Below are 23,162 nucleotides of genomic sequence, written 5' to 3'. Positions count from 1 at the left end.
ACCGTGCGTATGCGGGCCGGTCGCGGCCCCGCCGGTACGGGGGTCACCGCCCCCGCTTGCGCTCCTCACCGGAACGCTTCGCGCTGCCGGCCTTGGCCAGTCCACGGCTACCCAGGTAACCGAGGGTCAGCAGGGTGATGAGGAACCACGCCTGGCCGGGATTGTTCAGGTTCAGCCCGTACGAGCTGGTGCCACGCCAGAAGGCGGCGATGACCACGGTGGTGACGGCAGCGGCGTAGATCCAGAACTCGGTGGTCAGGAACGCCTGCTTCGTCTCCGTACCCGGTGCCGGCATCGGTTCCCGGTGCCCGTCCTGCATCATCGGCATCTGACGGGTGGGTGCCTCCTGCATGGCCGCGGGGTTCTGGACGTCCTGCACCGGGCGGTTCATCGGCCTGGTGGATGCAGCCTGCGTGCTCATCTGTCCTCCTCAGGATTGATGAGTCGTAACCTGCGACCCTCGCCCCGCTACCGCGTGTCGGCCACGGCGCGGTTCGCGCACTTGGCGGGGGCACCCCGCGTCTACCCCTGCCGGCGGGGACAGTAACGCCGTCCGGTCCGCGATTCCCGCTCTGATCGCCCCGCTCGGCGGTCCGGCCGTTCCACCCGCGCGGGGCCCACTACGTGCGTCGCCCGCGCGGAGACTCACCGCAAACCGTTGCGGATGGCCACGCCGACCAGCAGATCCGGGGCGTCGGTAATGATGCCGTCGACTCCGAGGTCGATCACCCGTTGCATCACCGCGGCGTCGTCGATGGTGTAGGGGATCACCTTCAGGCCGTACCGGGCCTGGAGGGTGCGTACATCCGGCTGGTGGAAGTACGTCGGGTCCTGCCGCAGGTACACGGGTTTGCCGCGCCGGTCACCGGGCACGCACCGAGACCGACCCTTCTGCGAGGTGATGGATCGTGCGTGAGGACGAGATGCGACAGGACGCCGCCCGCCGGGCCGAGGAGCGGATCGCCGGCGGCGGGTACGGCGAAGGTGCCCTGGACGAGGTGACCGTGCCGCCGACCGACGTGGAGAGCCAGTTGCAGCGTGACGACCCGGACGACCCGGCGGACGTGCCGATCGACCCGAACGTGCTGCGCGACGGTGGGCCGACGCGCGGCCAGGGCGCGATCACCACGACCGGTGGCACCGCCGGCCCGGCCAGCGCCCGTCGGGTGGCCCGCCAACCGGAGCGCCATCGCGGCAAGGTCGCCCCGACGACCACCGGCGACGCCACCACCGGCGGCCTGACCACCCCGGCCAGCGGCCCCACCAGCGACAACTCCACCCCCACCACCCACCAAGGCAACTTCGAATAACCCACCCACTCGCCCACCCACCTTGTTGATCATGAGGTTAACGGCGGGTTTGATCTCTGCGAGTGCCGCTAACCTCATGATCAACGCCGTCAAGCGGTGAGGGTGGTTAGGCGTTGGGTGGCTCGGGTGAGGGCTACGTAGAGGTCGCTGAGGCCGCGGGGGGACTCGGCGATGATGCGGTCGGGGTCGGCCACGATGACCGAGTCGAATTCCAGGCCCTTGGCCTCGGCGACGGTCAGCACCACCACGCGACTCTCCAACTCCGGTTGCTCACCGACGGCCGCCTCGGGCAGGGCGGCCATCAGCGCGGTACCGAGGTCGTCGAGCCGGCCGGCCGGGACGATCACTCCGAGCCGCCCGTCGGTCAGCCCCGCTGCCTCGGTGGTGGCGACCGCCACCAGCTCCGCGCCGAGCGACTCCGCCGGCACCGCCCGCTGTTGCGGCGGGAAGCCGCTGGAGCGTACGGCGCGGGGCGGGCGCAGCGCCGGATCGATCTCGTGCAGTACCTCCGCAGCCACCTCCATGATCTCGGCCGGGGTGCGGTAGCTGACGGTCAACTCGGTCAGCCGCCACCGGTCCGCCACGTACGGGGCCAGCGCCTCCGCCCAGGACGGCGTGCCGGCCAGCGCACCGGTCTGCGCCACGTCACCCACGATGGTCATCGAACGGCTCGGGCAGCGGCGCATCAGCAGCCGCCACGCCATCGGCGACAACTCCTGCGCCTCGTCGACGATGACGTGGCCGAACGCCCACCCTCGGTCGGCCGCTGCCCGCTGTGCGGTGGTGAGCCGGTCCGCCTCCTCCTGCCGTTCCAGCAACCGGTCGGCGTCGAGCAGGTCGGTCACGCCGAGGATCTCGCCGCCCTCGGCCTCGTCCTCCACGTCGATCGAGCGGGAACCTCGGGCGATCTCCAGCACACCCTCGGCGTACTCGCGTTGCAGGGCCCGGATCCGGTCCCGGCGGGCAGCGGCGGCCCGGTCGTCCTCGCCGAGCAGCTCCGCCGCCTCGTCCAGCAGGGACACGTCCGCCGGTGTCCAGCCGCCCGGCTCGCGATGCAACGCGGCCCGCTCCGCATCGGTGAGCATGGGCGCGGCGGTGTGGATGCGCTCGGGTGCGGCGTACAGGTCGGCGAGCAGGCGTTGCGGCGTGAGCACCGGCCACAGCTCGTCCAGGGCCGCCCGGACCTCCGGCTCCTCGCGCAGCTCCCGGCGGATCTCGGCGCGGTCGGCCTCTTCGAGCAGGTTCTCCCCGCCCAACGGGTCGGCGCCGATGCGTTCGGCCACCTGGTCGGCGAGCGCGTGAATGACCTCGATGTCGAAGACCGTACGGGCCAGGTTGTGCGGCCGACCGCTGCGCCGGGCCCGGTCACGCGCCGCACGCACGGTGGTCGGGTCCAGGACGAGGACCTCCCGCTGCGGCAGTTCGATCTCCACCGGCTCGTCGGGCACCCGCTGCCTGTCGCGTACGGCGTTGGCCAGCACCTCGACCATCGTCAGGCGGCCCTTCAGGGCGGCGGTGGTGGCCGGCTCGGCCCGGTGGGCGCTGACCCCCGGGAAAAGGTCGCCCTGGGTACGCAGCAGCACGCCCGTCTCCGCCAGCGCGGGCAACACCTGCGAGATGTACCGCAGGAACGTCACGTTCGGGCCGACCAGCAGCACGCCCCTGGTCGACAGTTCCCGCCGGTGGGTGTAGAGCAGGTACGCGGCCCGGTGCAGCGCCACCGCGGTCTTGCCGGTGCCCGGCCCGCCCTGCACCACCAGCACGCCCGGCAGGTCGGCCCGGATGATGCGGTCCTGCTCGGCCTGGATGGTCTCCACGATGTCCCGCATCCGGCCGGTCCGGCTGGCGTTCAGCGCCGCCAGCAGCGACGCCTCACCGGTCACCTCCTCGTGAGCGGTGGGGGAGGCGGTGGCCAGGTCGAGCACCTCGTCGTTGAGGCCGACCACCTTCCGTTGCCGGGTACGCAGGTGCCGACGGCGCCGGATGCCCTGCGAGTTGGCGGCGGTGGCGAGGTAGAAGGCGCGGGCGGCCGGGGCACGCCAGTCCATCAGCAGCGGCTCGTAGTCGCCTTCGGTGTCGAAGATGCCGATTCGGCCGATGTAGTGGCGCTGGTCGCTGTCGGTGTCCAGCCGGCCGAAACAGAGGCCATTCTCCACCGCCGAGAACTGCTCGACCTGGTCGGCGTACATGCGTACCGAGCTGTCGCGCTGTGAGCGGGCCTGCAACGTGCCGCCGGTGGCCCGCAGTTGCTCGGTCAACCGCGTCGCCGCCTGGTCACGTAGGTCGTCGAGGTGCTGGTAGAGCATCGAGACGTACTCCTGCTCGCGGCCGATCTCGTCGTCGGACGGCGAACCGCCGGAGTGCCTTGACAATCCGTCTCCCGATTAGCTAGAATTCGCATTCAGAACGGCTTTAGGAGCCGTTCCTTTTTTATGCCTGAACTGCCAAAGATAGCGCGCTCCGACGGTCAGCGGCGCTCGGTACAGACCTCGCCGGAGCGGGCCACGGTGTCCGTGGACCAGGCGACCGCGACCGTGAAGCAGTAGTCGAGACTGCGGTTGAGCCCGTAGACCACGAAGCTGTCGCTGCCGGCAGGCAGATCCGCGAAGGGGTTCTGCGGCTGGCCGTTCCGGCCACCCGAGACGATCACCGGCCCCTCCGCTCCGGCCGGGTAGGTCCACCGCAACGTCACACTGTCCCGGTTGTCACGCAGCGACAGCCCGGTCGGCGGGGCACCCGGGGATGCGGGGGGAGCATCGCTGGCCGTGGCGGTGGCCGTGGCGGTGGCCGCCGGGGGTGCCGCGCCGCTCGGGTCACCGCTGGCCGCAGGTGGCGCCGGATCGCCGCCGCCGACCCGGGACACCCCGGCGATGACCGCCGCGGCACCGAGCAGCACCACGACGACTCCGGCCGCGACGATCAGCACCAGCCGGTTCGGCTGGGCGTCCGACGCCGCTACGGCGGCACGGCGTACCGGCACCGGCAGCAGGCGCGACGGAGGCCCGGGGCGTTCCGGCTCGACCCGGCGCAGCCGGTACACCCCGGGCGCCTGCGGCGTACCGGTCAGCCCGACCACGTTCGGCGGTACCGCACCGCCCGCTGGTGGCGGCGGCTCCGGATACGGGTTCGGACCGGGTTGCTCGACCGCCGGCCCGACCCACCAGTCCTCGGGCGGCCCGGCCGGGCCGTCGACCGGCTGCCGTGGCGTGGGGACCGCTGAGGTGGCACCGGTGGCCGAGGGATCGGCTGACGGGTACCCGTGGCTCGGGTGGTAGCCCTCCGCCGGGTGCTCCTCCCGGGCGGCGTGGTGAGCCGCCCGCCACCGCTGCTCGTCCTCCTCCATGGCCCAGGACGGCGCGGCAGCGGTCCCGGCGGGCTGCTCCGGCGGCGGTTCCTCCGATGTCACCGCCCAGGTCGGTGGCCAGGTGTCGGTCGGCGGTTCGGGATCGTGGTCGGGCCAGGCGGTCGGTGAACCGGGTGACTCGGCCCCGGCCGGCGGGGGCGCTACCGAGGTGGTGTCGTCGTCGGGCAGGCGCGGATGCGGCCAGGCCGGCGCGGGTGGGAGGTCGTCGGCCGGCGCGGTACGGGCGGACGGTACGACCGGTTCCTCCACGCTGACCGGTGGAGTGTCGGCGCAGACGTGGTCCGGATTGGCCGCCGCCCGGGCCAGCGTGGCCACCTGGGCAGCCAGCGGGTCGTCGGCGGGAAGATGCTGGCGGGCCAGTTCACGGGCCAGGGCCAGGTTGTCCTGCGCCTCGGCGAACTGGCCACAGTCGCGCTGCATCGAGCCGAGCCGGGCCAGCATCTTGATCCCGCTCGGGTGCCCGTCGCCGTAGACCTCGCGGTGCAGCTCCCACGCGTCCTGGATCCGGTCGCGGGCGACCTGGCACTGACCCCGGGCGTACTCCACGGTGGCCAGATCGGCGTGCGCGGCAAGCACCCGCAGCGACTCCGGCCCGTCCGACGCGGTCAGCTCGATGATCACTTCCTGGTACAGCCGCGCCGCCCGCGACCAGCTGCCCACCCGGTGCAGCACCGCCGCCAGGGTGGCCGCGGCGGCCACCGTACGCGGATCGGAGCGGCCGTAGAGCCGGCCGCTGGCGGCGTACGCGTAGGCGGCCCAACCCCGTGCCGAGTGTGGCTCGCCGAGCGCGACCAGCACCCGCGCGTGCAGGCTGGCCGCCTCGGCCAACTCGGACGTGGCGTTGGCCGGCCGCGGGTCGGCGCCGGAAAGCGCGTCGGCGAGCAGCCGTTGGGCGCCGGCGAGATCGCCGGCGGAGACCAGGTCGTGCGCCTGATCAGTCAGTTCACCGAAGCCGGAAGGCACGCCCCATCGTGCTCATTCAGCGACGTTTAGTACAAGACCCGCGCCGGAGTGGTTCGGTCAGGATCCGGTCACGCTCACCTCAGACGTTCGGCCAGCACCTCGCTGATCCGGCGCAACTGCTCTACCTGCGCCGGGCTGACGTGGTCGAACAGATGCCGGCGTACTCCCTCGACGTGGCCGGGCGCGGCGGCGGCCAGCTTGGCGAAACCCTCGTCGGTGAGATGGGCGATCTGGCCGCGCCGATCGGTGGGGCAGTCCTCGCGACGCACCCAGCCGACCGCCTCCAGGCGAGCCACCGCATGCGACAGACGACTGCGCGAGGAGCCACTGGACTCGGCCAGCTCGCTCATCCGCAGCCGACGTTCGGGTGCCTCGGAGAGTCGTACCAGGATCTCGTAGTAGGCGTGTGGCATCCCGGCGTCGCGTTGCAACTCGCGGTCGAGCGTGTCCATCAGTGCCCGGGAAGCGGTCAGGAACGCCCGCCAGGTGCGTTGTTCGTCCGGGTCCAGCCAGCGGGTCATGACCAGCATCATAACCCAATAGTTGAACACTCAACAAAAAGCGGGCTAGCCTTGGCGCATGGGAATCCATCGCCTCAACCACGCCGTCCTCTACATCAGCGACCTTGAGCGCAGCGTCGCCTTCTACCGCGACGTGCTGGGCTTCCGCCGGGTACCGATGACCCCCGAGGGTTTCCGGGGTGCCGCCTTCCTCCAGGCGCCCGGCTCCACCAACGACCACGACCTCGGCCTCTTCGAGATCGGTGCGAGCGCCGGTCGGTCGACCGCCGGCCGGGCCACCGTCGGCCTCTACCACCTGGCCTGGGAGGTGGACACCCTCGACGAACTGGCCACCACCGCCCGGCGGCTGACCGAGGCGGGCGCACTGGTCGGCACCTCCGACCACGGCACCACCAAGAGCCTCTACGGTCAGGACCCGGACGGGCTGGAATTCGAGGTGGTCTGGCTGGTCCCCGCCGACCAGCTCGACGACGCCGCCCTCGCCGCCCGGACCAGGATCGGACGCCTCAACCTGACCGCCGAGATCCAGCGCTACGGCGGAGACACCCGGGGTGGCGTCGGCATCTCGGTCCCCGTGTGACACGCCGTCCAGGCGGGGCCGGCGTGACGGGTTGCGGTAGAACGGCAGGATGCCGACCGACGCCGTAGGGCACGCACCGTTCCTCCGACACCTGGACAGGTGGCTGCCGGCCGCGCTGCGCCGCGCCCGGCGAGCCACCATCGCCCTCGGGTACGACGGCAGCGACCCGAACCTGGCCGAGCAGACCGTACGCCTGGCCGGCGAGCACGCCGAGCGGCTGCGCGGCTGCCGGCTGACCGTCCTCGTGCTCGCCGAGGGCACCGAGGAACTACCGGCTCGACTCGGTGCCGCCGAGGCGGGACTACCGGCCGAGGTCGCCGTACACCTGATGCCCGGCCCGCCGACCCGGCTGCCGGTGGCTCTGCGGGCAGCCGGCGCTGCGGGCGCGCCGGTGCTGTCCTACCTGGAGGCGGATGATCCGGTGGCGCTGACCGCCGCCGCGAACGGGCGGGCCGCCGAGGCGTTCGTGGTCGCGGGGCCGACGGCCGCCCCGCGAGCGGGGCTGATCGACGCCGGATTCGCGCTGGCCACCGAGGTCGAGCTGGTCGACGCCGACCGGCGGCTCGGCTTCGGCACCGGATCGGATCGCAGCCTGGAGGAGCTGAAGGAAGCCCTGTGGGCGAGCGGGTTGCGGTTCCGCGACCCGTACGGCGAGCCGCTCTCACCGGCACTCCCGGTGGATCCCACACCACTGGGCCGTGCCCTGCTGGCCGAGCTGACCCGGCACGGCCCGCGCACGGTCACCGAGCTGCGCCGGTACGCGGTGACGGAGACCGCCTACCGGGCGGTGGACGCGGTGCGGGCGCTGTCCGACCTGCTCGACAGCGGCCAAGCGACCCGGACCCCGCCGGACGGCCGGCTCGGCGGCGACGTGCTCGTCGCACCCGTGCGGTCAGGCACTTGACCACAAGTGAGAAGCCGGCGATCCGCCCGGGTCAGCGGAAACGGTCGCTGCGGGCAGAAACAGAGTCGGGGCGCCGGCCGCGCCGGCGCCCCGCTGAACGTCGGCGCTTCAGGACTTGTCCTGCTTCCAGTGCAGCGGCCCCGGCAGGTCGACGCGGTGCGCCTTGGCCCGCGAGTTCCAGGACCACCGACCGAGCTTGATGCTCCAGGACGAGAAGCCGTTCTGCGTGAAGTGCAGGGTCAGCGGTCCGAACTTCTTGCGCTTACGCAACATCACACCCATGTGGGGCTCCCTTCGAGACTTCCCGTACGGGCTCGAAGATGCCCGTTGCGTCGATTCGCCAAACCAGGCCGAATCCGCAGTGGAGAATCAGCCGCTCGGCTGGTCGACGAACAACACCCGGATGATGCCGCCGGCGCCCCGGCGGCAGCCGGGCGAGTGGCCCGTCAGCAGTCGCTCGGTGCGCAGGGTGGGGTGGGCATCAGCGGGGTTCCCAGGCATCCGGCAGGGTGGTGAGGCGACGGACGTGGGGAGGCAGCCGGCCGTCCACCAGGTCGGCGAGGCTCACCTCGTCGACCACCCGGCGCAGTGCCGCGCGGACCGCCACCCAGAACTCGGGCAGGTGCGCTGCCACCCCTTCGTACCGTGTCTCCTCTGGACGCCGGCCGCGTACGCCGGCCAGCGGGCCCTCCGCCGCGCGCAACACCGCGCCGACGGTGATCTCGCCGGGCGGTCGGGCCAGGGTGTAGCCGCCTTCCGCGCCGCGCTGGGCCCGGACGATGCCGGCCCGGCGCAGGTCGGCCAGGACCGCCTCCAGGAACTTGCGGGGCATGTCCTGCTCCGCGGCGATGACCTGGGCGGACAGCAACGCCGGGTACGTGGCGGCGAGGCTCAGTGTCGCCCGTGTCGCGTAGTCGCCACGCGCGGAGATCTGCACCCCGCCATCATGCCCAATGTGCGGCGGCCGGTGCCGCGTCGAGCCGGCCTGATCGCCCAACGGCGCGTCACGTGCGCTGTCCTGCCCGGTGGACGTCGATTCGGCCGTCGACGGATGGGCGGGGACGCACCATCGGTGCCGGGGCGGGCCGCTCACGGGCGGCCCGGAACACGCCCGGGCTCATGCCGACCTCGCGGGTGAAGAACCGGCCGAAGTTCGTCGGTTCGGTGAAGCCGAGCTGTCGGCCGATCCGGGCGATGGGCTCGTCGGTGGCCGCCAGCAACCGGCTGGCCTGGAGCGCGACCCGCTCGTCCACCACCTGTTTCGCGCTGCGCCCGGTGATCGCCAGGCAGGCCCGGGTGAGGGTACGCACCGAGCAGCCCAGCCGGTCGGCGTAGTCCTCGACCCGGCGGCTGGTCTGGTAACCCCGCTCCACCTCGCGGCACAGCCGCTGGAAGGTCTCCTCCTCCGGGCGCGACGTCCGCCCCGCTCCGGTGGGCAGCATGCTCAGCCGCAGCAACAGCACGCTCAGTTGATGACGCAACAGGCGGCGGGCGGTCCGGGTGTCCCGGTGCCGGCTGGCGTCCACGGTCAGCTGGCTGACCTCGTTGATGATCGCGTCCTCGTCCTCACCGGCGAGCTGGAACCGGACCGGCACCTCGTCGGCGTCGACGTCGAGCCCGTGCAGCGCCTCCGGATGCCAGCGGACCACCGTGGCGTCCAGCTGGGGCACGGCACAGCGCAGCACCTGGCCGGGACGGATCCGCAGCAGCGTGCCGGGCCGGCACGGCAGGGCACGAAAATCCACCTCGGCGAGCCCGTGACCACTCGTGGTCAGCACGATCAGCTCGCGGTCCAGCAGCACCGGTCGTCGCCACCCGGAGTCGGACGTGAGATCACCGAGGGTGATCGTGTCGATCTCGGCCGAGTTGGCGGCAGCCTCGGACAGCGCCGTGGCTAGGTGACCGGAAGGGACCATCACCTGCGACGTTAGCCCGAGGCTGGCCCGTACGCATCTCTCGCCACCCGGGTATCGCGGGTCGCGGTGCCGCTGGGCGCACAGGGTTGTCCCGAATGCGGCGGGACGGTTAGGTTACTGATCGGTAGTGACCTGGTCGTCGTGGCGCCCGCGCGGTCCGTGACGGCGGCCCCGACGCCGGCTGCCCAGGCCGGAAACGCAAGGGGATGGCATGAAGGATCTGTTCTCCGTCGAGGGCAAGACCGTCCTGGTCACCGGCGGCTCCCGGGGCATCGGCCTGATGATCGCCCGGGGCTTTGTCACCGCCGGGGCGCACGTCATCATCTCCTCCCGCAAGGCCGACGTCTGCGAAGCGGTGGCCAAGGAACTGTCCGCGTACGGCCGCTGCGAGGCGATCCCCGCCGACCTGGGCCGCGACGAGGGCGTGCAGCACCTGGCCGCCGCCGTTCAGGATCGGGTCGACCAGCTGGACGTACTGGTCAACAATGCCGGCGCCACCTGGGGCGCGCCGCTGGAGAGCTACCCGGAGAGCGCGTTCGACAAGCTGTGGGCGGTGAATGTCAAGTCCGTCTTCCGGCTGACCACCGCGCTGCTGCCGGCCCTGCGCGCCGCGGCGGGTCCCGACGACCCGGCGCGGGTGATCAACATCGGCTCCATCGACGGCATCCGGGTGCCGCTCATGGAGGTGTACGCCTACTCGGCCACCAAGGCGGCGGTGCACATGCTGACCCGCAGCCTGGCCCACCAGTTGGCCGGCGAACAGATCACCGTGAACGCGATCGCCCCCGGACCGTTCGAGAGCAAGATGATGGCGTTCGTGCTCGACGACCCGGGCTCCCGCTCCGCCATCGAGGCCCAGATCCCCCTCGGTCGCATCGGCCGACCCGAGGACATGGCCGGCACCGCGATCTATCTGGCCTCCCGAGCCGGCGCGTACCTCACCGGCGCGGTGATCCCGGTAGACGGCGGCCTGACCACCCACGGCTGACCCCACCCGCCTCCCGCTCGCCTCCCCGCTCGTTTCGCCGCTCGCCTCCCCGCTCGTTTCGCCGATCATGCAGTTGTGGTATCTGCCATAACGGGCAAAATAGCGGATACCACACGCCACAACTGCATGATCGACGAGGCGTTGGTGGTAGCGGGACTGGGGACTGGGAGGGGATGGGCGGGGGCCGCGCGGATTCGGCAGATTCGCGCGGCCCCGGTTGTCGGTCTGTCAGCGACCGGCGAGCAGCCGGTTCACCGCGGTGTCGACGTCCAGGTGCTCGGCCTCCCGGCCACGCGGAACGACGACGTAGGTCCGCCGCAGGAAGCGCACCAGCACGCTGCGGGGTACCTCGAACAGGGCGTTGCCGTCCGGCGACGACAGCGCCAGCGCGACGAAGTCGCCGCGCGGGGTGGCCCAGGGCCAGACCCGTACGTCCCCGATGCCCGCCGGCTCGTCCAGCCCGGTGACCAGCAGTTCGCGGGCGAATGACCAACTCACCGCCTCGCCGCCAGCCGATTCGGCATGAAACAGGACATGGACCGCATACGGGTCCGCAGGGTCGTAGCGCAGACTGGCGCGCACCGGCAAGGCGGTGGCGTCAGGTGCGACGAGCCTTAGCGACGTCTCGACCTCTACGGTCGTCGGTCGGATGACACTCATGAACGTTCTCCCCCCGGCACCGCTGCGGAACGCGCGTGTTCCGCTTTTCCCATCCTCAGCCGCTACTCCTGGCTACGCTCCGCCATGCGCTGACTTCACCCAGTGGTGGGAAGGGGGTCGGAGGGGCCTCGCGAACGTGAAAGTTCATGTAGGATTTCCGATTCTGCCCAGTGGGTTCATCCTGCCCGGCATCGGGTTTGTTGAGTCGTCGACTTACTCCGGTAACGTCCAGTCGGCGGTTGCAGTGACGGGCCCGCGCCACACTGGGGCCTGAAATGGTCGCGGACGCCATCCTCAGTGGATGCGTCGACCCGGCGAGACCCGTCGAACGTCGCGGTCCACACAGCCGAACAGCGGGGGTACGGGGTGCCGAAGAAGCGGAGAAGCCGGCACGGTCGGTCAGTGATCGACCGCGGTCGGGTAGGTGAGCGCGGCGCGGCAGCTGTCCGGGTGCGCAACGGACGTGGCTACTACCCGGGGGGAAGTCGGGATAGATCGACCGGGACGGGGCATCGTGGGGAGATGGCCAGTGATGTGCAGCGCAAGGGGGGTGGTGTCGCCGTGTCCGAGCGACGCGACCCGCCAGCGTGGCGACAACGGATAACCACCACCCTCACCCTGATCCGCGCCAACCCTACCGGCCGAATCGCGCTGAAGATCATCTTCGGGGTGCTCGGCGCCATCGTGGTCACCGTCGGCATCGCCCTCATCCCGCTGCCCGGCCCCGGCTGGCTGCTGGTGATCGCCGGCCTCGGCATCTGGGCCGTGGAGTTCCACTGGGCCAAGCGCCTGCTCGCCTTCACCCGCCGCCACGTCCACGGCTGGACGGGCTGGGTGAAGAAGCAATCACTGCCCGTACGCCTGGTGATCGGCTCGGTCGGCCTCGTCTTCGTCGGCGCCGTCGCCCTGCTGTCGATCAAGTACAGCCTCGGCATCGACGTGATCGCCCAGGTGCTGCACTACCTCGCGACCCACTGACCCCGGGTTCGCGGTTCGCGCGCCGGATCGGGTAGAGTCAGCCGCGCTGAGGGCGATTAGCTCAGCGGGAGAGCGCTTCGTTCACACCGAAGAGGTCACTGGTTCGATCCCAGTATCGCCCACCGATAGTCCCTGAGCTGGGGAAACGTGAGTCCCTGGTTGGCAGTGCGCGAACCACCTCGGCCGGATGTGCAGTGGGCTGGGAAAACGCGTTCTTGCGAAGTGCGGGTCCGCGTAGCGGTCGCGTGAGGCAAAGCCGATGGTTCGGTCGTCTGCCTACACTCGGCCGGCGTTGATTTCGTTGCTCTCTTCCTCACGACTGGACCCGAGTCCGGACGCCTGGTCTCGCCCCATCCGGTGTCAGCGATGCTCTCGCCCGAGGTCGGCGACCGGAGCAGCGTCGGCTGCCCTGGCGGCCGGCACCCGCGCTGTGCCAGCGGCAGATGCTGATTGCAGCTCCGCCGTTTTCGATTTCTTGAGCTGCTTATTGCCGCGCTGTCGCCTCGCCGCCGCGAGGTGCGCCTGTCGAGACCGCTAACTACTCGACGTGACCACTCTTCGTACACGTGATCTTCCCGACAGTGTCGGTCAAACCACCCAGATCGCCAGTCGTTGATATTGACATTCGAAGATGCGCAGGTCAGGGTGGTGATCATTTCTCACGGGGCAGGCTGTAATTTTGCCTAGTTCCATTGTGTCCTTACATGCTCGGAGGCGGTCTCGTCGGTCGCGCTGGCCAGTCGTCGCGTTGACGGTCGCCGTGCTCGGGTCGGGGCTTGGTGTGGTCGATGGGTCCGATGCCGCGTTCGCTGCGCCTTCGTCGGTCTCGGATTGTTCGGTGACGGTGGCTGCGGACGAGGTGGCTGCTGCGGCGCTGGCTGCCGAGTGTGGTGTGCCGGTGGAGGCGTTGAGTGAGCGGACCGAGTTCGAGCAGGTGGTGGTGGAGCCGTCGGGCTCGCAGACGTTGACGGTGGCGGCGGTGCCGCAGCGGGTACGCCGGGGCGATGGTTCATGGGCGGCGATCGACCCGACTCTGTCGGTGTCGGGCGGTGCGGTGGTGCCGGCGGCGACGTTGGCGGATGTTCGCTTCTCGCCCGGCGGGTCGGGACCGATGGCGACGTGGCGGAAGGGCGGTTCGTCGTTCACGGTGTCGTGGCCGTTGGGGGCATTGCCGCCACCTCGGCTGACCGGTGCTACCGCCGTGTATGAGGGTGTGCTGCCTGGGGTGAATCTGCATGTGACGGCGTTGCGGGAGGGGTTCTCGCACGCGGTGGAGATTCTGACTCCGGCTGCAGCGGCGAACCCGGCGGTGCGTCAGATCCGGTACGCCCTCGGTGGGGATCTCCAGGTTGAGCCGGACGCCGACGGTGGGCTGCGGGTGGTGGATCCGACGGGGGAGACGGTTGCGGTCACGCATGCGGCGTCGATGTGGGACTCTTCGGTGCTTCCGGGCGAGGTGATCGCGGCGCGTGCAGTCGGCCAGGCGGAGGCCGAGCCGGCGTCGGGTGCGGAGCCCGGTGTCAACTCTCGTCGCACGGGTGTCGAGGTGCAGGTTGATGATGGCGAGTTGACGGTGTTCGCCGATGAGGCGATGTTGGACGACCCGTCAGTGACGTGGCCGGTGTTCGTGGATCCGCCGTTCAACGGGTTGCGGTCGAAGTGGGCGTACGCGAACAACTCGAACGACAACTGGGACGTGGGCAACCGGGCGTGGGTAGGCCGCAACACGTATGACGGGGTGTTGTACAGGTCGTTCTTCGACTTCAACGTCTCGGCGTTGCGTGGTACGCAGATTCTGTCGGCGAAGGTGACCATGAAGTTGGACCACTCGTGGTCGTGTGATCCGACGTGGGTGCACCTGTACCGGACGGCGGCGATCACGGTGTCCAGCGGGGCCCGGATGGCCTGGTCGACGCGGCCGTTGCCGTCGTCGCACTGGCTGGACTCTTGGGAGGGAAACGCCAACGAGGCTAGCGGCTGCCCCTCGATCCAACCGGACGCGGACGCGGTCTTCGAGCGCTCCAACCTGAGAGACGATGTGCAGGACCGGGCGACGGCGAACGCCACGACCTACACGGTCGGGTTGTGTGCCTGCAACAGCGACGGCGAGTATGAGTCGACGCAGGAGCGGTGGAAGAAGTTTCATACCGCTCACACCTATCTGATCGCGACGTACGACAAGAAGCCCAACCCGCCGGCCCCGCAGCCGCTCAAAACGACGACCGACTGCTACAAGGCTTGCACGTCGCCGGCAGTGGTACGCACGACGACGCCGACGTTGCGGGCGAACGTGTCGGACCCCTACAACGGGAACCTGAAAACCACCTTCGAGGTCCGCACCTCTGCCTCGGCGTCGGCGACGCTGGTGGCGGGCAACTCCTCGTCGCCGACGACAACTGCGGCACCGGGCACCGCGGAATGGCGGGTGCCGTCCGGGCTGGCCAACGGGTCGACCTACTACTGGCGGGCCCGGTCCAAGGACGAGAACAACCTGACGGGTGACTGGTCGGGGTGGCAGACGCTGAGCGTGGACACTGCGCCACCGGCGGTGTCATCGGTGTCCTCGACGCAGTACCCCCTGCGGGAGTGGGGCACCGTGGTGGGCACTGCGGGTACCTTCGCGGTCAGTGGCGGGTCGGATATTGCGGACTTCACGTGGTCAGTGGACAGCGGCTCGGCGACCACAGTCGCGGCGTCGGGCACGAACCCGAAGACGATGTCGGTGACGCACACTCCGGCCACGGACATGGTCCACATGCTAAACGTGCTGGCCAGGGACATCGCCGGAAACGTCAGCCCGACGCACCTGCATCAGTTTTGGGTGTCACCACTGCCGAACAAGTACGCCCGCTGGAAGCTCGACGAGCTTTCCGGCACGACGGCCGCGGACTCGGGCTCTGGTGGTAGCGCGCTGTCGCCTGGCACGGTGTCCGGCTCTGCCTCGTTCGGGCCGGGCTACCTCGGCAACGCCGCATCGTTCACCGGGACCGGTGGTCAGATCACCACCACCGGGCCGGTGCTGGACACCACCAAGAGCTTCACGGTGATGGCCTGGGTCCGCGCCTCCGACCTGGCGGCACACGACTATCAGATTGCGTTGAGCCAGGACGGTACGACGGCCAGCCGGTTCCAGCTGATGTACAACAAGGACGCCAACGGCGGCGCGGGCGGCTGGTGCTTCGCCATGCGCCCGACCGATGGTGGGTTCTCCACCAGCGCCTGCACGGATGGCGCCGCATGGGGGCTGCCGACCAACGGAACCTGGGTGCACCTGGCCGGTGTGTACGACGCCGCCGCGAACAAGATCCGCGCCTATGTGATGGGTGACCCGCTCAACTGCGGCGGTGAGACCGCCGAGACATCCTTCACCGGCACGTGGTCGGCTACCGGATCGTTCGCGATTGGCCGCGGACAGTCGTCGGGTGCGGCCGCGAACAATTGGCGTGGCGAAATTGATGACGTCCACGCCTTCCAACGGACGTTGTCCGCTCTGGAAATCTGCCAACAAGCCGTCCAGTAGTTCCCCCGGGATCCCCGGGCAGCCGCGCTGACATTGGCTGGTCAGGCTCGCCCGTCACCTCGGTAAGGCTGCCCGGGATCCTCCGACTCGTGTGTCGCCGGCTCGTCACGTTCCCAACTCCGGTCCGTCGCAAGAAGCATGCATAGGGGAGCAGCGCAATGAGGGTTGCAGTCGATGGTCCGCCGCGGCGGGCCAAAGCAAGGCCGAGTGTCGGGACCCGGTGGCGGTGGTTGTCCGCGCCGTTAGCGGTGGTGCTGGCGGTGACGCTTGTCGACCAGCCGTCCGCTGCCGAGGCGACGCCGAAGTGGGATCCGCCAAAGCCGAAGGATGTTGCCGGGCTACGGGTTACCGATGCGAAGCCGGAAACCGCACGCGCGGCGGCCTTCCCGCAGTCGCGGGTGGTGCGTGGCGCACGCCCGGTGACCTGGCCGCAGGCGGGCACAGCAACGGCCCGCCCCACGGCAGCGGGTGCGCATCGGGCCGGTGACCTACCGGTGACCGTATCCGCAGTGGAGCCGGAGGGCTTCGGTGCGCGAGGTGTGGCCGGCCCGGAAGCGGTGTCGGTGCGCTTGTTCGACCGTGAGGCGACGGCGCGGGCCGGTGTGCAGGGTGTGCTGTTGAGCCTGGGCCGCGCGGACGACAAGCCGGGCGCCGGCCGGGTGGCGGTCGGAGTGGACTATTCAGGGTTCGCGCACGCGTTCGGTGGTGACTGGGCGTCGCGGCTGCGGCTGGTGCAGCGTCCCGCCTGCGCGGTCAGCACCCCGCAGCTGCCGCAATGTCAGACGTCTACGCCGGTGCCGACGGTGAACGACCCGAAGGCGTCGACCTTGTCGGCCCAGGTGAGCCTGTCCGGTGAGGCGGTGACGCTGCTGGCGGTACAGGCGGACTCCGGCGGCGACAACGGTGACTACAAGGCGACCGATCTCTCACCTGCCGGTACCTGGGATGTCTCGACCCAGGCGGGTGATTTCGCCTGGTCGTACGAGATGCGCATGCCTCCAGGGCTGGGCGGTCCCGAGCCGACGGTGAGCCTCGCCTATTCGTCCGGCAGCGTGGACGGGATGACCGCGATGTCGAACAACCAGGGCGGCTGGGTCGGCGACGGCTGGGCATCCCTGGCCCGGCTTCATCGAACGGCGCTACGCCTCCTGCGCGGACGACAACCCGAGTCACAAGACCGGCGACCTGTGCTGGTTCAACGACAACGCGACACTGTCGATGAACGGCCGGGCAGGCGAGCTGATCCGGGACGGTTCAGTGTGGCGGTTGAAAGACGACGACGGCACGAAAGTCGAGCGGCTCACCGGCTCGGCTCGGGACAACGGGGACAACGACAACGAATACTGGAAGCTCACAACCACCGACGGGGTGCAGTTCTACTTCGGCTACCACAAGCTGCCAGGCTGGTCCTCGGACAAGCCGGTGACCAACTCGACGTGGACCGCCCCGGTGTACGGCAACAATTCCGGCGAGCCGTGCTACAATTCGACGTTCGCCAACGCCCGCTGTGACCAGGGGTGGCGGTGGAACCTCGACTACGTGGTCGACCCGAACAACAACTCCCTCGCATACTTCTATAAGAAGGAGCCCGGCGCGTACGGGCGTAACCTGACGCCGACGCAGCGGACCACCTACGACCGGGGCGGCTACCTGGACCGTATCGAGTACGGCATGCGTGAGGGCACCGAGTACAGCGCCGCCGCGCCGCTACGGGTGCTGTTCGAGACGAAGGAACGCTGCCTGTCGAACTGCTGGACGGGCACCGCCTGGACGTCGGACCCGAAGCCGAACTCGTGGCCGGACACCCCATGGGACCAGTACTGCAAAGAGTCTCCGTGCAACGAAATTAACGCGCCGACGTTCTGGTCGGCGCGGCGGCTGTCCAAGGTCACCGCGCAGCTGCGCAACGGCACCTCGTCGTACCGGGATGTGGAGTCCTGGGCGTTGCGGCACGAGTTCATCAACGCCGGCACCGGTGAGAGCACCCCGATGTGGCTGCGCGGGGTCATCCGCACCGGGCATGTCACGACCGCCGGCGGTGTCGCGGTCTCCGACCCGGAGATCACCTTCAATCCCGGGGCCGAGCCGCTGGCCAACCGGGTCGACGGGCCGGCGGATCAGCGCACCGAGCTCAACCGGTGGAGGATCAAGCAGATCCGCACCGAGTCCGGCGGCGACATCCTGATCACCTACTCGGGGCACGACTGCACCCGCAGCAGCCTGCCGACGCCGCACTCGAATACCAAGCGGTGCCTGCCGGCGTACTTCTCCTGGCCGGGCAGCGGCGACCCGACCCTGGACTGGTTCCACAAGTACGTGGTGACCCGCGTCGATCAGGACGACCTGGTCACCGACCAACCGCCCCAAACGACCTTCTACGACTACCTGGACAACCCGGCCTGGGCGTATAACACCGACGAGTTGACCAAGGACAAGCATCGCACCTGGGGCGATTGGCGAGGCTACGGCCGGGTACGCGTGCGCCAAGGCGACCCGACCAACGGCCTGCAAACCGCCGTCGAGTACCGCTACCTGCGCGGCATGCACGGCGACAAGCAACCCACCGGCACCCGCGACGTGCAGGTGTCCGGCACCTGGGGCGGGTCCATCACCGACCACGAAGCGCTACGTGGCTTCGTGCGGCAGGAGATCACCTACAACGGCACCAGCAGCAGCGGCGTCAACGGCGCCGAGGTGTCCTCCACGGTGAACGAGCCGGTGCGGGTGGGACCGACCGCCACCCGGGAACGAAACGGGGTCACCACCCGCGCGTGGCAGGTCAATACCGCCTCGACCCGTACCCGCACCGCCCTGGCCGTCGGCGGATTCCGCACCACCAAAACCGCTACCACCTACAACTCGGACGGCTTCCCGGCCGAGGTGGACGACTTCGGCGACGAGGACGCCACCGGAGACGAGACCTGCAGCCGAACCAGCTATGCCCGTAACGCGGCCACGTGGATGCTCGACCGGGTTAGCCAGACCGAGGTGCTCTCCGGCACCTGCGCCGCTGCCACGAAACCGGCGAACCCGACCACGGTCCTGAAACGGACCCGAGCCTTCTACGACAGCTACACCAACGACTCGTCGTTCGGCGCCGCACCGACCCGAGGCAACGTGGTCCGCACCGAGGACCTGGACCGGTTCAACGGCTCCACCCCGGAATACGTGCGCACCGCATCGAACACCTACGACAACAACGGCCGGATTGCCTCGACCACCGACGCCCGGGGTTACACCACCACCACCGGTTACACCACGAGCAATGGCGGGTTGGTGACCCGGACGGTGGTGACCAACGCTCTGACCCAGGTGACGACCACGGATCGGGAGCCGGCGTGGGACCTGCCGACGAAGGTCACCGACCCGAACGGGGCGGTGACTGATGAGACGTACGACGGGCTGGGCCGACTCACCAACGTGTGGCAGCCAGGACGGAACAAGGCCACCCAGACCCCGCATATGAAGATCAGCTACCTGGTCCGCAACAGTGGTGGTCCGACTGCGGTCACCACCGAAACGCTGCTGGTCACCGGCAGCACCTACCGGAAGTCCATCGAACTCTTCGACGGATTCCTCCGGCCACGGCAGACCCAAACGCAGGTCACCGGCGGCGGACGCCTGCTGACCGAGACCTTCCACAACGCCCGCGGCGAAGTGGAGTGGACATCCGCCCCCTACCACGACACCACCAACGCCGCACCATCGACGACGCTCGGCACGCCGCAGGGACAGATCCCATCGATTACCGAAAAGAAGTACGACGGGGCGGGCCGGCAGACCGCCGAAGTCCTCAAGGCGCTCGGGGCGGAGAAATGGCGCACCACCACCATCCACGGCGGGGACCGCACCCACACCACCCCCCCTGTCGGTGGTACCGCAACTACCACGATCCTCGATGCCAAAGGTCAGGTCAGCAAGCTGCGGCAGTACAAGGACCGGGCCGACGTGGGCTCGACCGATCCGGCCGAGTACGACGAGACGCGGTACACCTACACCCTGCTCGGTCAGCAGAAAACCGTCCGCGACCCTGAAGGCAACACCTGGTCGTACCGCTATGACCTGCGTGGCAGGGAGGTGGAGTCGATCGACCCGGACAAGGGAACGACGACCTCGACCTATGACGCGGGCGGCAACATCGAGACCACTACGTCGCCGACGGGCACGGCAACCGCGACCGTGACCCTCGCCTACACCTACGACGAGCTCAGCCGTAAGACCACCGTGCGCGACGGCAGTACAACTGGGCCGAAGCGGGCCGAGTGGGTCTACGACACCCTGCCCAACGGCAAGGGCAAACTCACCTCCGCAACCCGCTACCTCGGCGGACAGGCCTGGATCAACCGAACCGACTCCTACGACGCCTACGGCCGACCCACCTCCACCTCAACAGAGGTACCAGCGGCGGAATCGCAGCTGTGCGTGGCGGCAGCACCAACCCCCTGCGTCTACACCACGACCACCAGCTACCGGGCCAACGGCAAGGTCCACCAGGTCACCCTCCCGGCTGCGGCGGACCTGCCGTCGGAGCGGCTGACGTTCGGCTACAACGACGTCGACGCTGAAGCGTCCCTGCTGTCGCCTGTGCAGATCTACGAGGCGGTGACCTACAACAAGCTCGACCAGCTCACCGGACGCGAGTTCGGCGCCTACGGCTACCGCGTCGCGGTCACCTCCGACTTCGACGAACCCACACGTCGGCTCAAGGCGACCAACGTGGTACCAGAGCTGAAGCCGGAAGCGGCGAACTGGACCTACGACTACGACCCGGCCGGCAACGTCACCAAAATCAAAGAGCAACCGCAGGGACAGGCCGCCGACAACCAGTGCTACAGCTACGACTACCTTCGGCGAATGACCCAGGCGTGGACACCCCACACCGGTGACTGCGCCGCGACTCCCACTGTGGCCGGCCTCGGTGGCCCGGCGCCCTACTGGCACTCCTGGACGTTCGACGCCACCGGTAACCGGCTGACCGAGACCCGACACGCCACGACCAACACCCTCTACACCTACACCCACCCGCCCGCAGGCTCGCCCCGACCGCACACCGTCACCAACATCACCGCCACCGGCGGCGCCACGTGGAGCCGCAACTACAGCTACGACAACGCAGGCAACACCATCACCCGACCCGCCACCAGCGGAGCCACCCAAACCCTGTCCTGGAATCCTGAAGGACGCGTCGACAGCATCACCGAAGGCGCCAGCGCCACCAGCTTCCGCTACGACGCCGACGGCAACCGCCTGACGCGAACCGACACCACCGGGAAAACTCTCTACCTACCCGGCGGCCTGGAAGTCCGCTACACCAACACCACCACCGCCAAAACCGCAACCCGCTACTACAGCCACGCCGGCGCCACCATCGCCGTACGCACCAGCAACAACCTGCACTGGATCATTAGCGATCACCACGGCACCGCCGAACTCACCATCAACGCCACCACCCTCGTGGTTGCCAAACGCCGCACCCTGCCTCACGGCGACACCCGCGGCAACACCACCGGCACCTGGCCAACCACCATGGACAAAGGCCTCGTCGGTGGCACCAAAGACCCCACCGGCCTCACCCACATCGGCGCCCGAGAATACGACCCCTTTCTCGGCCGCTTCATCAGCGTCGACCCCATCATGGACCTCACCAACCCCCAGCAGATACACGGATACGCGTACGCCAACAACTCACCTGCCACGTACAGCGACCCGAGCGGCCTGTACTTCGAAGAAGGTAGCCACGGCCACGGGCAGCGTGGCTACGTCACCAAAACCTCCTCTGGCAAGAGCAAGGTGAAAGTCACCGGACGGTCGGTAAAAAGCCTCTACAGGTCTGGCGGTACAAAGAGATACCAGCCCGTCATGAGGAACACGATCAAGTCGGTGAAGATGTCACGCGAGATCACGTCGAGGGAGGTCGCAAAGCTGATGGGTGAAAGGTCGGCAGACCGCAAGCAGGTTGCGGCATCAGTACAGGGTCCTACATTGCACCCCTTTGCTACCTGGTCTGTTTGTGGGATTTTCTGCTGGGGCATCACCGGCAATGAGGAGGGCTTGTATTTCGAAGCTGGCGGACTCGGCTGGGGTGGCGTGGGCTACACGACCGGGGTGACCTCAGCGGCGCCGTCAGAGATGAAGAGTAAGGGGTATGCGCAAATCTGTGGTGCGGCAGGTATCGGCGCTTGCTACTCGACTGGGCCGACGGTTGATGGAGGCAATTGGCATGGTACGGCGATCACGGCTGGACCTGGAAAGAGTTTCTTCCTAGGGGGGATGGGGTCGTGGAGGGTGGTCGAAGGAGACTTCATAAGCCCCGGACGTAGTAAAGCGGCTCAGGAGGCGTTTAGCCGTAGTGCGGGAGGGACCATGTCGAACGTCTTCATCCACACGGCGATATCAGTGCTGTGGCGATAGCGCCAGCTAGTAGCCGGGACGGATTAGAGGAGAAGCGTGTCGGTGGATGACAAGCTTAGGAACTCACTACCACCAGGGGCGAGGCGGACGCTCTTCTACCGTCTGACGGTTTGGTGGATTCGACTGCTACCGATTGTATTCATACTATCCGTGATGTTCCTTATGGTCGGTGGCTGGGTACTGGTTCTCTGTTATGTGGTAGGCGGGTTGCTCGTCACCTTGCCGGTGCGCTACGTAGCCCACACCAACTGGGGACTCAAACAATCGGACTTCGACGCACTAGTGTTGCGTGACGCGATAGATCTCCGTTTTTGGTGAGAACAGGGTGCCCGTGCAGGCCAAGCGCGGGCACCCTGGGTCGTCGTCGCCTGACCGGCGTCTCCTCAGCCCGACACGGTTGCTAACGGTTTACGACAGGCCGACGCGGCCAGACACCGAAAAGCAGCATAATTATCCCAGTTCCCTCGCCGAGCAGGAGGGGGGCAATTCCTGCGTCTAGCATGAAAACGAGAAATGCGGCAAGCTGCGTGATTAGGATTGTGCTTGCGAGGCGGATAAGCGTTTTCGTGTAGAGCCGCTTCACGACCGATTGGCTGATCCTATCTGCTATGGTTCCGGCTGCGACGAAGGGTGGTGCTGTCAAGGTCACGCTAATGAGGTATCCTGCGAAGACCTTCGAGTTCCACTCGACCGAAAGGCCGACTGCTAGGACGAGTGCCGCGCCGAGCGCGAGAAATACGGTAAGTATGGCTGCTACCACGAAACGTAGAATCACCAAGTGCTGATGCAGCTCTTCCTTCGTCATGGTCGGCCAGTGTGGCAATTCCTGTAACTTTCACAAAGGGTTCGAAAACGAGTACGGTGAATTATGGTTGGTTGCGTAGGCACTTGGCTCAATTCGTGATGAGACGCAGGTGCTGGTAGAGTGACGGCTAGCTAGTACGGCAGCCGCCATTGGTCGTCTGACCAGGGTGGACGGTGTGGGTGGGGTGGGTGAGATGGGTGCAGCCGCCCTGATGATCATGTGTGTGTGAAGACAACAAAATC

General features: G+C 68.5%; 19 protein-coding genes and 1 tRNA gene. 9 read left to right on the top strand and 11 right to left on the bottom strand.

Going from position 1 to position 23,162, the window contains the following annotated elements:
- Window positions 1–43: 43 nt before the first annotated feature.
- Window positions 44–421, bottom strand: coding sequence for a hypothetical protein (locus tag AC2CHE_RS19230; protein WP_484506281.1), 378 nt, complete (start codon window positions 419–421; stop codon window positions 44–46).
- A 224-nt stretch (window positions 422–645) separates the two neighbouring features.
- Window positions 646–873 carry a glycerophosphodiester phosphodiesterase gene (locus AC2CHE_RS19225; protein WP_484506280.1) on the bottom strand — a complete coding sequence of 76 codons (228 nt, stop codon included), beginning with the start codon at window positions 871–873 and terminating at the stop codon, window positions 646–648.
- Between the two features lie 35 nt (window positions 874–908).
- On the opposite strand from AC2CHE_RS19225, the gene AC2CHE_RS19220 reads away from it, so the two are divergent.
- On the top strand, window positions 909–1,310 hold the full coding sequence (locus AC2CHE_RS19220) for a hypothetical protein (RefSeq protein ID WP_484506279.1): 402 nt from the start codon (window positions 909–911) through the stop codon (window positions 1,308–1,310).
- An 89-nt stretch (window positions 1,311–1,399) separates the two neighbouring features.
- On the opposite strand, the gene AC2CHE_RS19215 is transcribed toward AC2CHE_RS19220, so the two are convergent.
- The 3 genes from AC2CHE_RS19215 to AC2CHE_RS19205 all read right to left on the bottom strand — a co-directional run bounded on the left by AC2CHE_RS19215 (window position 1,400) and on the right by AC2CHE_RS19205 (window position 6,167).
- The gene (locus tag AC2CHE_RS19215; RefSeq protein WP_484506295.1) at window positions 1,400–3,616 is read right to left on the bottom strand and encodes a HelD family protein; all 2,217 of its coding nucleotides are present in this window, start codon (window positions 3,614–3,616) and stop codon (window positions 1,400–1,402) included.
- Between the two features lie 161 nt (window positions 3,617–3,777).
- Window positions 3,778–5,637, bottom strand: coding sequence for a tetratricopeptide repeat protein (locus AC2CHE_RS19210; protein ID WP_484506278.1), 1,860 nt, complete (start codon window positions 5,635–5,637; stop codon window positions 3,778–3,780).
- A gap of 74 nt (window positions 5,638–5,711) precedes the next feature.
- Window positions 5,712–6,167 (bottom strand): MarR family winged helix-turn-helix transcriptional regulator, encoded by a 456-nt coding sequence (locus AC2CHE_RS19205; RefSeq protein WP_484506277.1) that lies wholly within the window; start codon window positions 6,165–6,167, stop codon window positions 5,712–5,714.
- 49 nt (window positions 6,168–6,216) lie between these two features.
- On the opposite strand from AC2CHE_RS19205, the gene AC2CHE_RS19200 reads away from it, so the two are divergent.
- Together AC2CHE_RS19200 and AC2CHE_RS19195 are read left to right on the top strand one after the other, a co-directional pair.
- Entirely contained in the window at window positions 6,217–6,738 is a 522-nt protein-coding gene (locus AC2CHE_RS19200; protein ID WP_484506276.1) for a VOC family protein, read from the top strand.
- A 49-nt stretch (window positions 6,739–6,787) separates the two neighbouring features.
- Window positions 6,788–7,642, top strand: a complete 855-nt coding sequence (locus AC2CHE_RS19195; RefSeq protein ID WP_484506275.1) for a hypothetical protein — start codon at window positions 6,788–6,790, stop codon at window positions 7,640–7,642.
- A 108-nt stretch (window positions 7,643–7,750) separates the two neighbouring features.
- On the opposite strand, the gene AC2CHE_RS19190 is transcribed toward AC2CHE_RS19195, so the two are convergent.
- The 4 genes from AC2CHE_RS19190 to AC2CHE_RS19175 all read right to left on the bottom strand — a co-directional run bounded on the left by AC2CHE_RS19190 (window position 7,751) and on the right by AC2CHE_RS19175 (window position 9,558).
- On the bottom strand, window positions 7,751–7,924 hold the full coding sequence (locus AC2CHE_RS19190; protein WP_484506274.1) for a DUF4236 domain-containing protein: 174 nt from the start codon (window positions 7,922–7,924) through the stop codon (window positions 7,751–7,753).
- 87 nt (window positions 7,925–8,011) lie between these two features.
- Complete coding sequence (locus tag AC2CHE_RS19185; protein WP_484506273.1) at window positions 8,012–8,143, bottom strand: hypothetical protein; 132 nt, start codon at window positions 8,141–8,143, stop codon at window positions 8,012–8,014.
- Window positions 8,124–8,579, bottom strand: a complete 456-nt coding sequence (locus AC2CHE_RS19180) for an RrF2 family transcriptional regulator (protein ID WP_484506272.1) — start codon at window positions 8,577–8,579, stop codon at window positions 8,124–8,126. Before AC2CHE_RS19180 ends, AC2CHE_RS19185 begins: the two co-directional genes overlap by 20 nt.
- Window positions 8,580–8,646: 67 nt before the next feature.
- Window positions 8,647–9,558, bottom strand: a complete 912-nt coding sequence (locus AC2CHE_RS19175; RefSeq protein ID WP_484506271.1) for a helix-turn-helix transcriptional regulator — start codon at window positions 9,556–9,558, stop codon at window positions 8,647–8,649.
- 211 nt (window positions 9,559–9,769) lie between these two features.
- Between AC2CHE_RS19175 and AC2CHE_RS19170 the strand changes: the two genes are divergently transcribed.
- Complete coding sequence (locus tag AC2CHE_RS19170; RefSeq protein ID WP_484506270.1) at window positions 9,770–10,546, top strand: glucose 1-dehydrogenase; 777 nt, start codon at window positions 9,770–9,772, stop codon at window positions 10,544–10,546.
- 228 nt (window positions 10,547–10,774) lie between these two features.
- Here the strand turns inward: AC2CHE_RS19170 and AC2CHE_RS19165 are convergent, their stop codons facing one another.
- The gene (locus AC2CHE_RS19165) at window positions 10,775–11,206 is read right to left on the bottom strand and encodes an SsgA family sporulation/cell division regulator (RefSeq protein ID WP_007457244.1); all 432 of its coding nucleotides are present in this window, start codon (window positions 11,204–11,206) and stop codon (window positions 10,775–10,777) included.
- Window positions 11,207–11,503: 297 nt separating this feature from the next.
- On the opposite strand from AC2CHE_RS19165, the gene AC2CHE_RS19160 reads away from it, so the two are divergent.
- The 5 genes from AC2CHE_RS19160 to AC2CHE_RS19140 all read left to right on the top strand — a co-directional run bounded on the left by AC2CHE_RS19160 (window position 11,504) and on the right by AC2CHE_RS19140 (window position 22,115).
- Window positions 11,504–12,184, top strand: a complete 681-nt coding sequence (locus AC2CHE_RS19160; protein WP_484506269.1) for a TIGR02611 family protein — start codon at window positions 11,504–11,506, stop codon at window positions 12,182–12,184.
- Window positions 12,185–12,234: 50 nt separating this feature from the next.
- A tRNA-Val gene (locus tag AC2CHE_RS19155) sits at window positions 12,235–12,306 on the top strand.
- A gap of 716 nt (window positions 12,307–13,022) precedes the next feature.
- Window positions 13,023–15,704: a LamG-like jellyroll fold domain-containing protein gene (locus AC2CHE_RS19150; RefSeq protein WP_484506268.1), complete on the top strand. Its 2,682-nt coding sequence runs from the start codon at window positions 13,023–13,025 to the stop codon at window positions 15,702–15,704.
- Between the two features lie 248 nt (window positions 15,705–15,952).
- Entirely contained in the window at window positions 15,953–17,215 is a 1,263-nt protein-coding gene (locus tag AC2CHE_RS19145) for a hypothetical protein (protein WP_484506267.1), read from the top strand.
- Window positions 17,216–17,375: 160 nt separating this feature from the next.
- Complete coding sequence (locus AC2CHE_RS19140; protein ID WP_484506294.1) at window positions 17,376–22,115, top strand: RHS repeat domain-containing protein; 4,740 nt, start codon at window positions 17,376–17,378, stop codon at window positions 22,113–22,115.
- Between the two features lie 400 nt (window positions 22,116–22,515).
- Here the strand turns inward: AC2CHE_RS19140 and AC2CHE_RS19135 are convergent, their stop codons facing one another.
- Complete coding sequence (locus tag AC2CHE_RS19135) at window positions 22,516–22,920, bottom strand: hypothetical protein (RefSeq protein ID WP_484506266.1); 405 nt, start codon at window positions 22,918–22,920, stop codon at window positions 22,516–22,518.
- Window positions 22,921–23,162: the final 242 nt, after the last annotated feature.

The sequence above is a fragment of the Micromonospora sp. ATLC16 genome (assembly GCF_057196645.1).
Note: the sequence above shows the minus strand (reverse complement) of the source record. Positions and strands in the feature narration are given on the sequence as shown.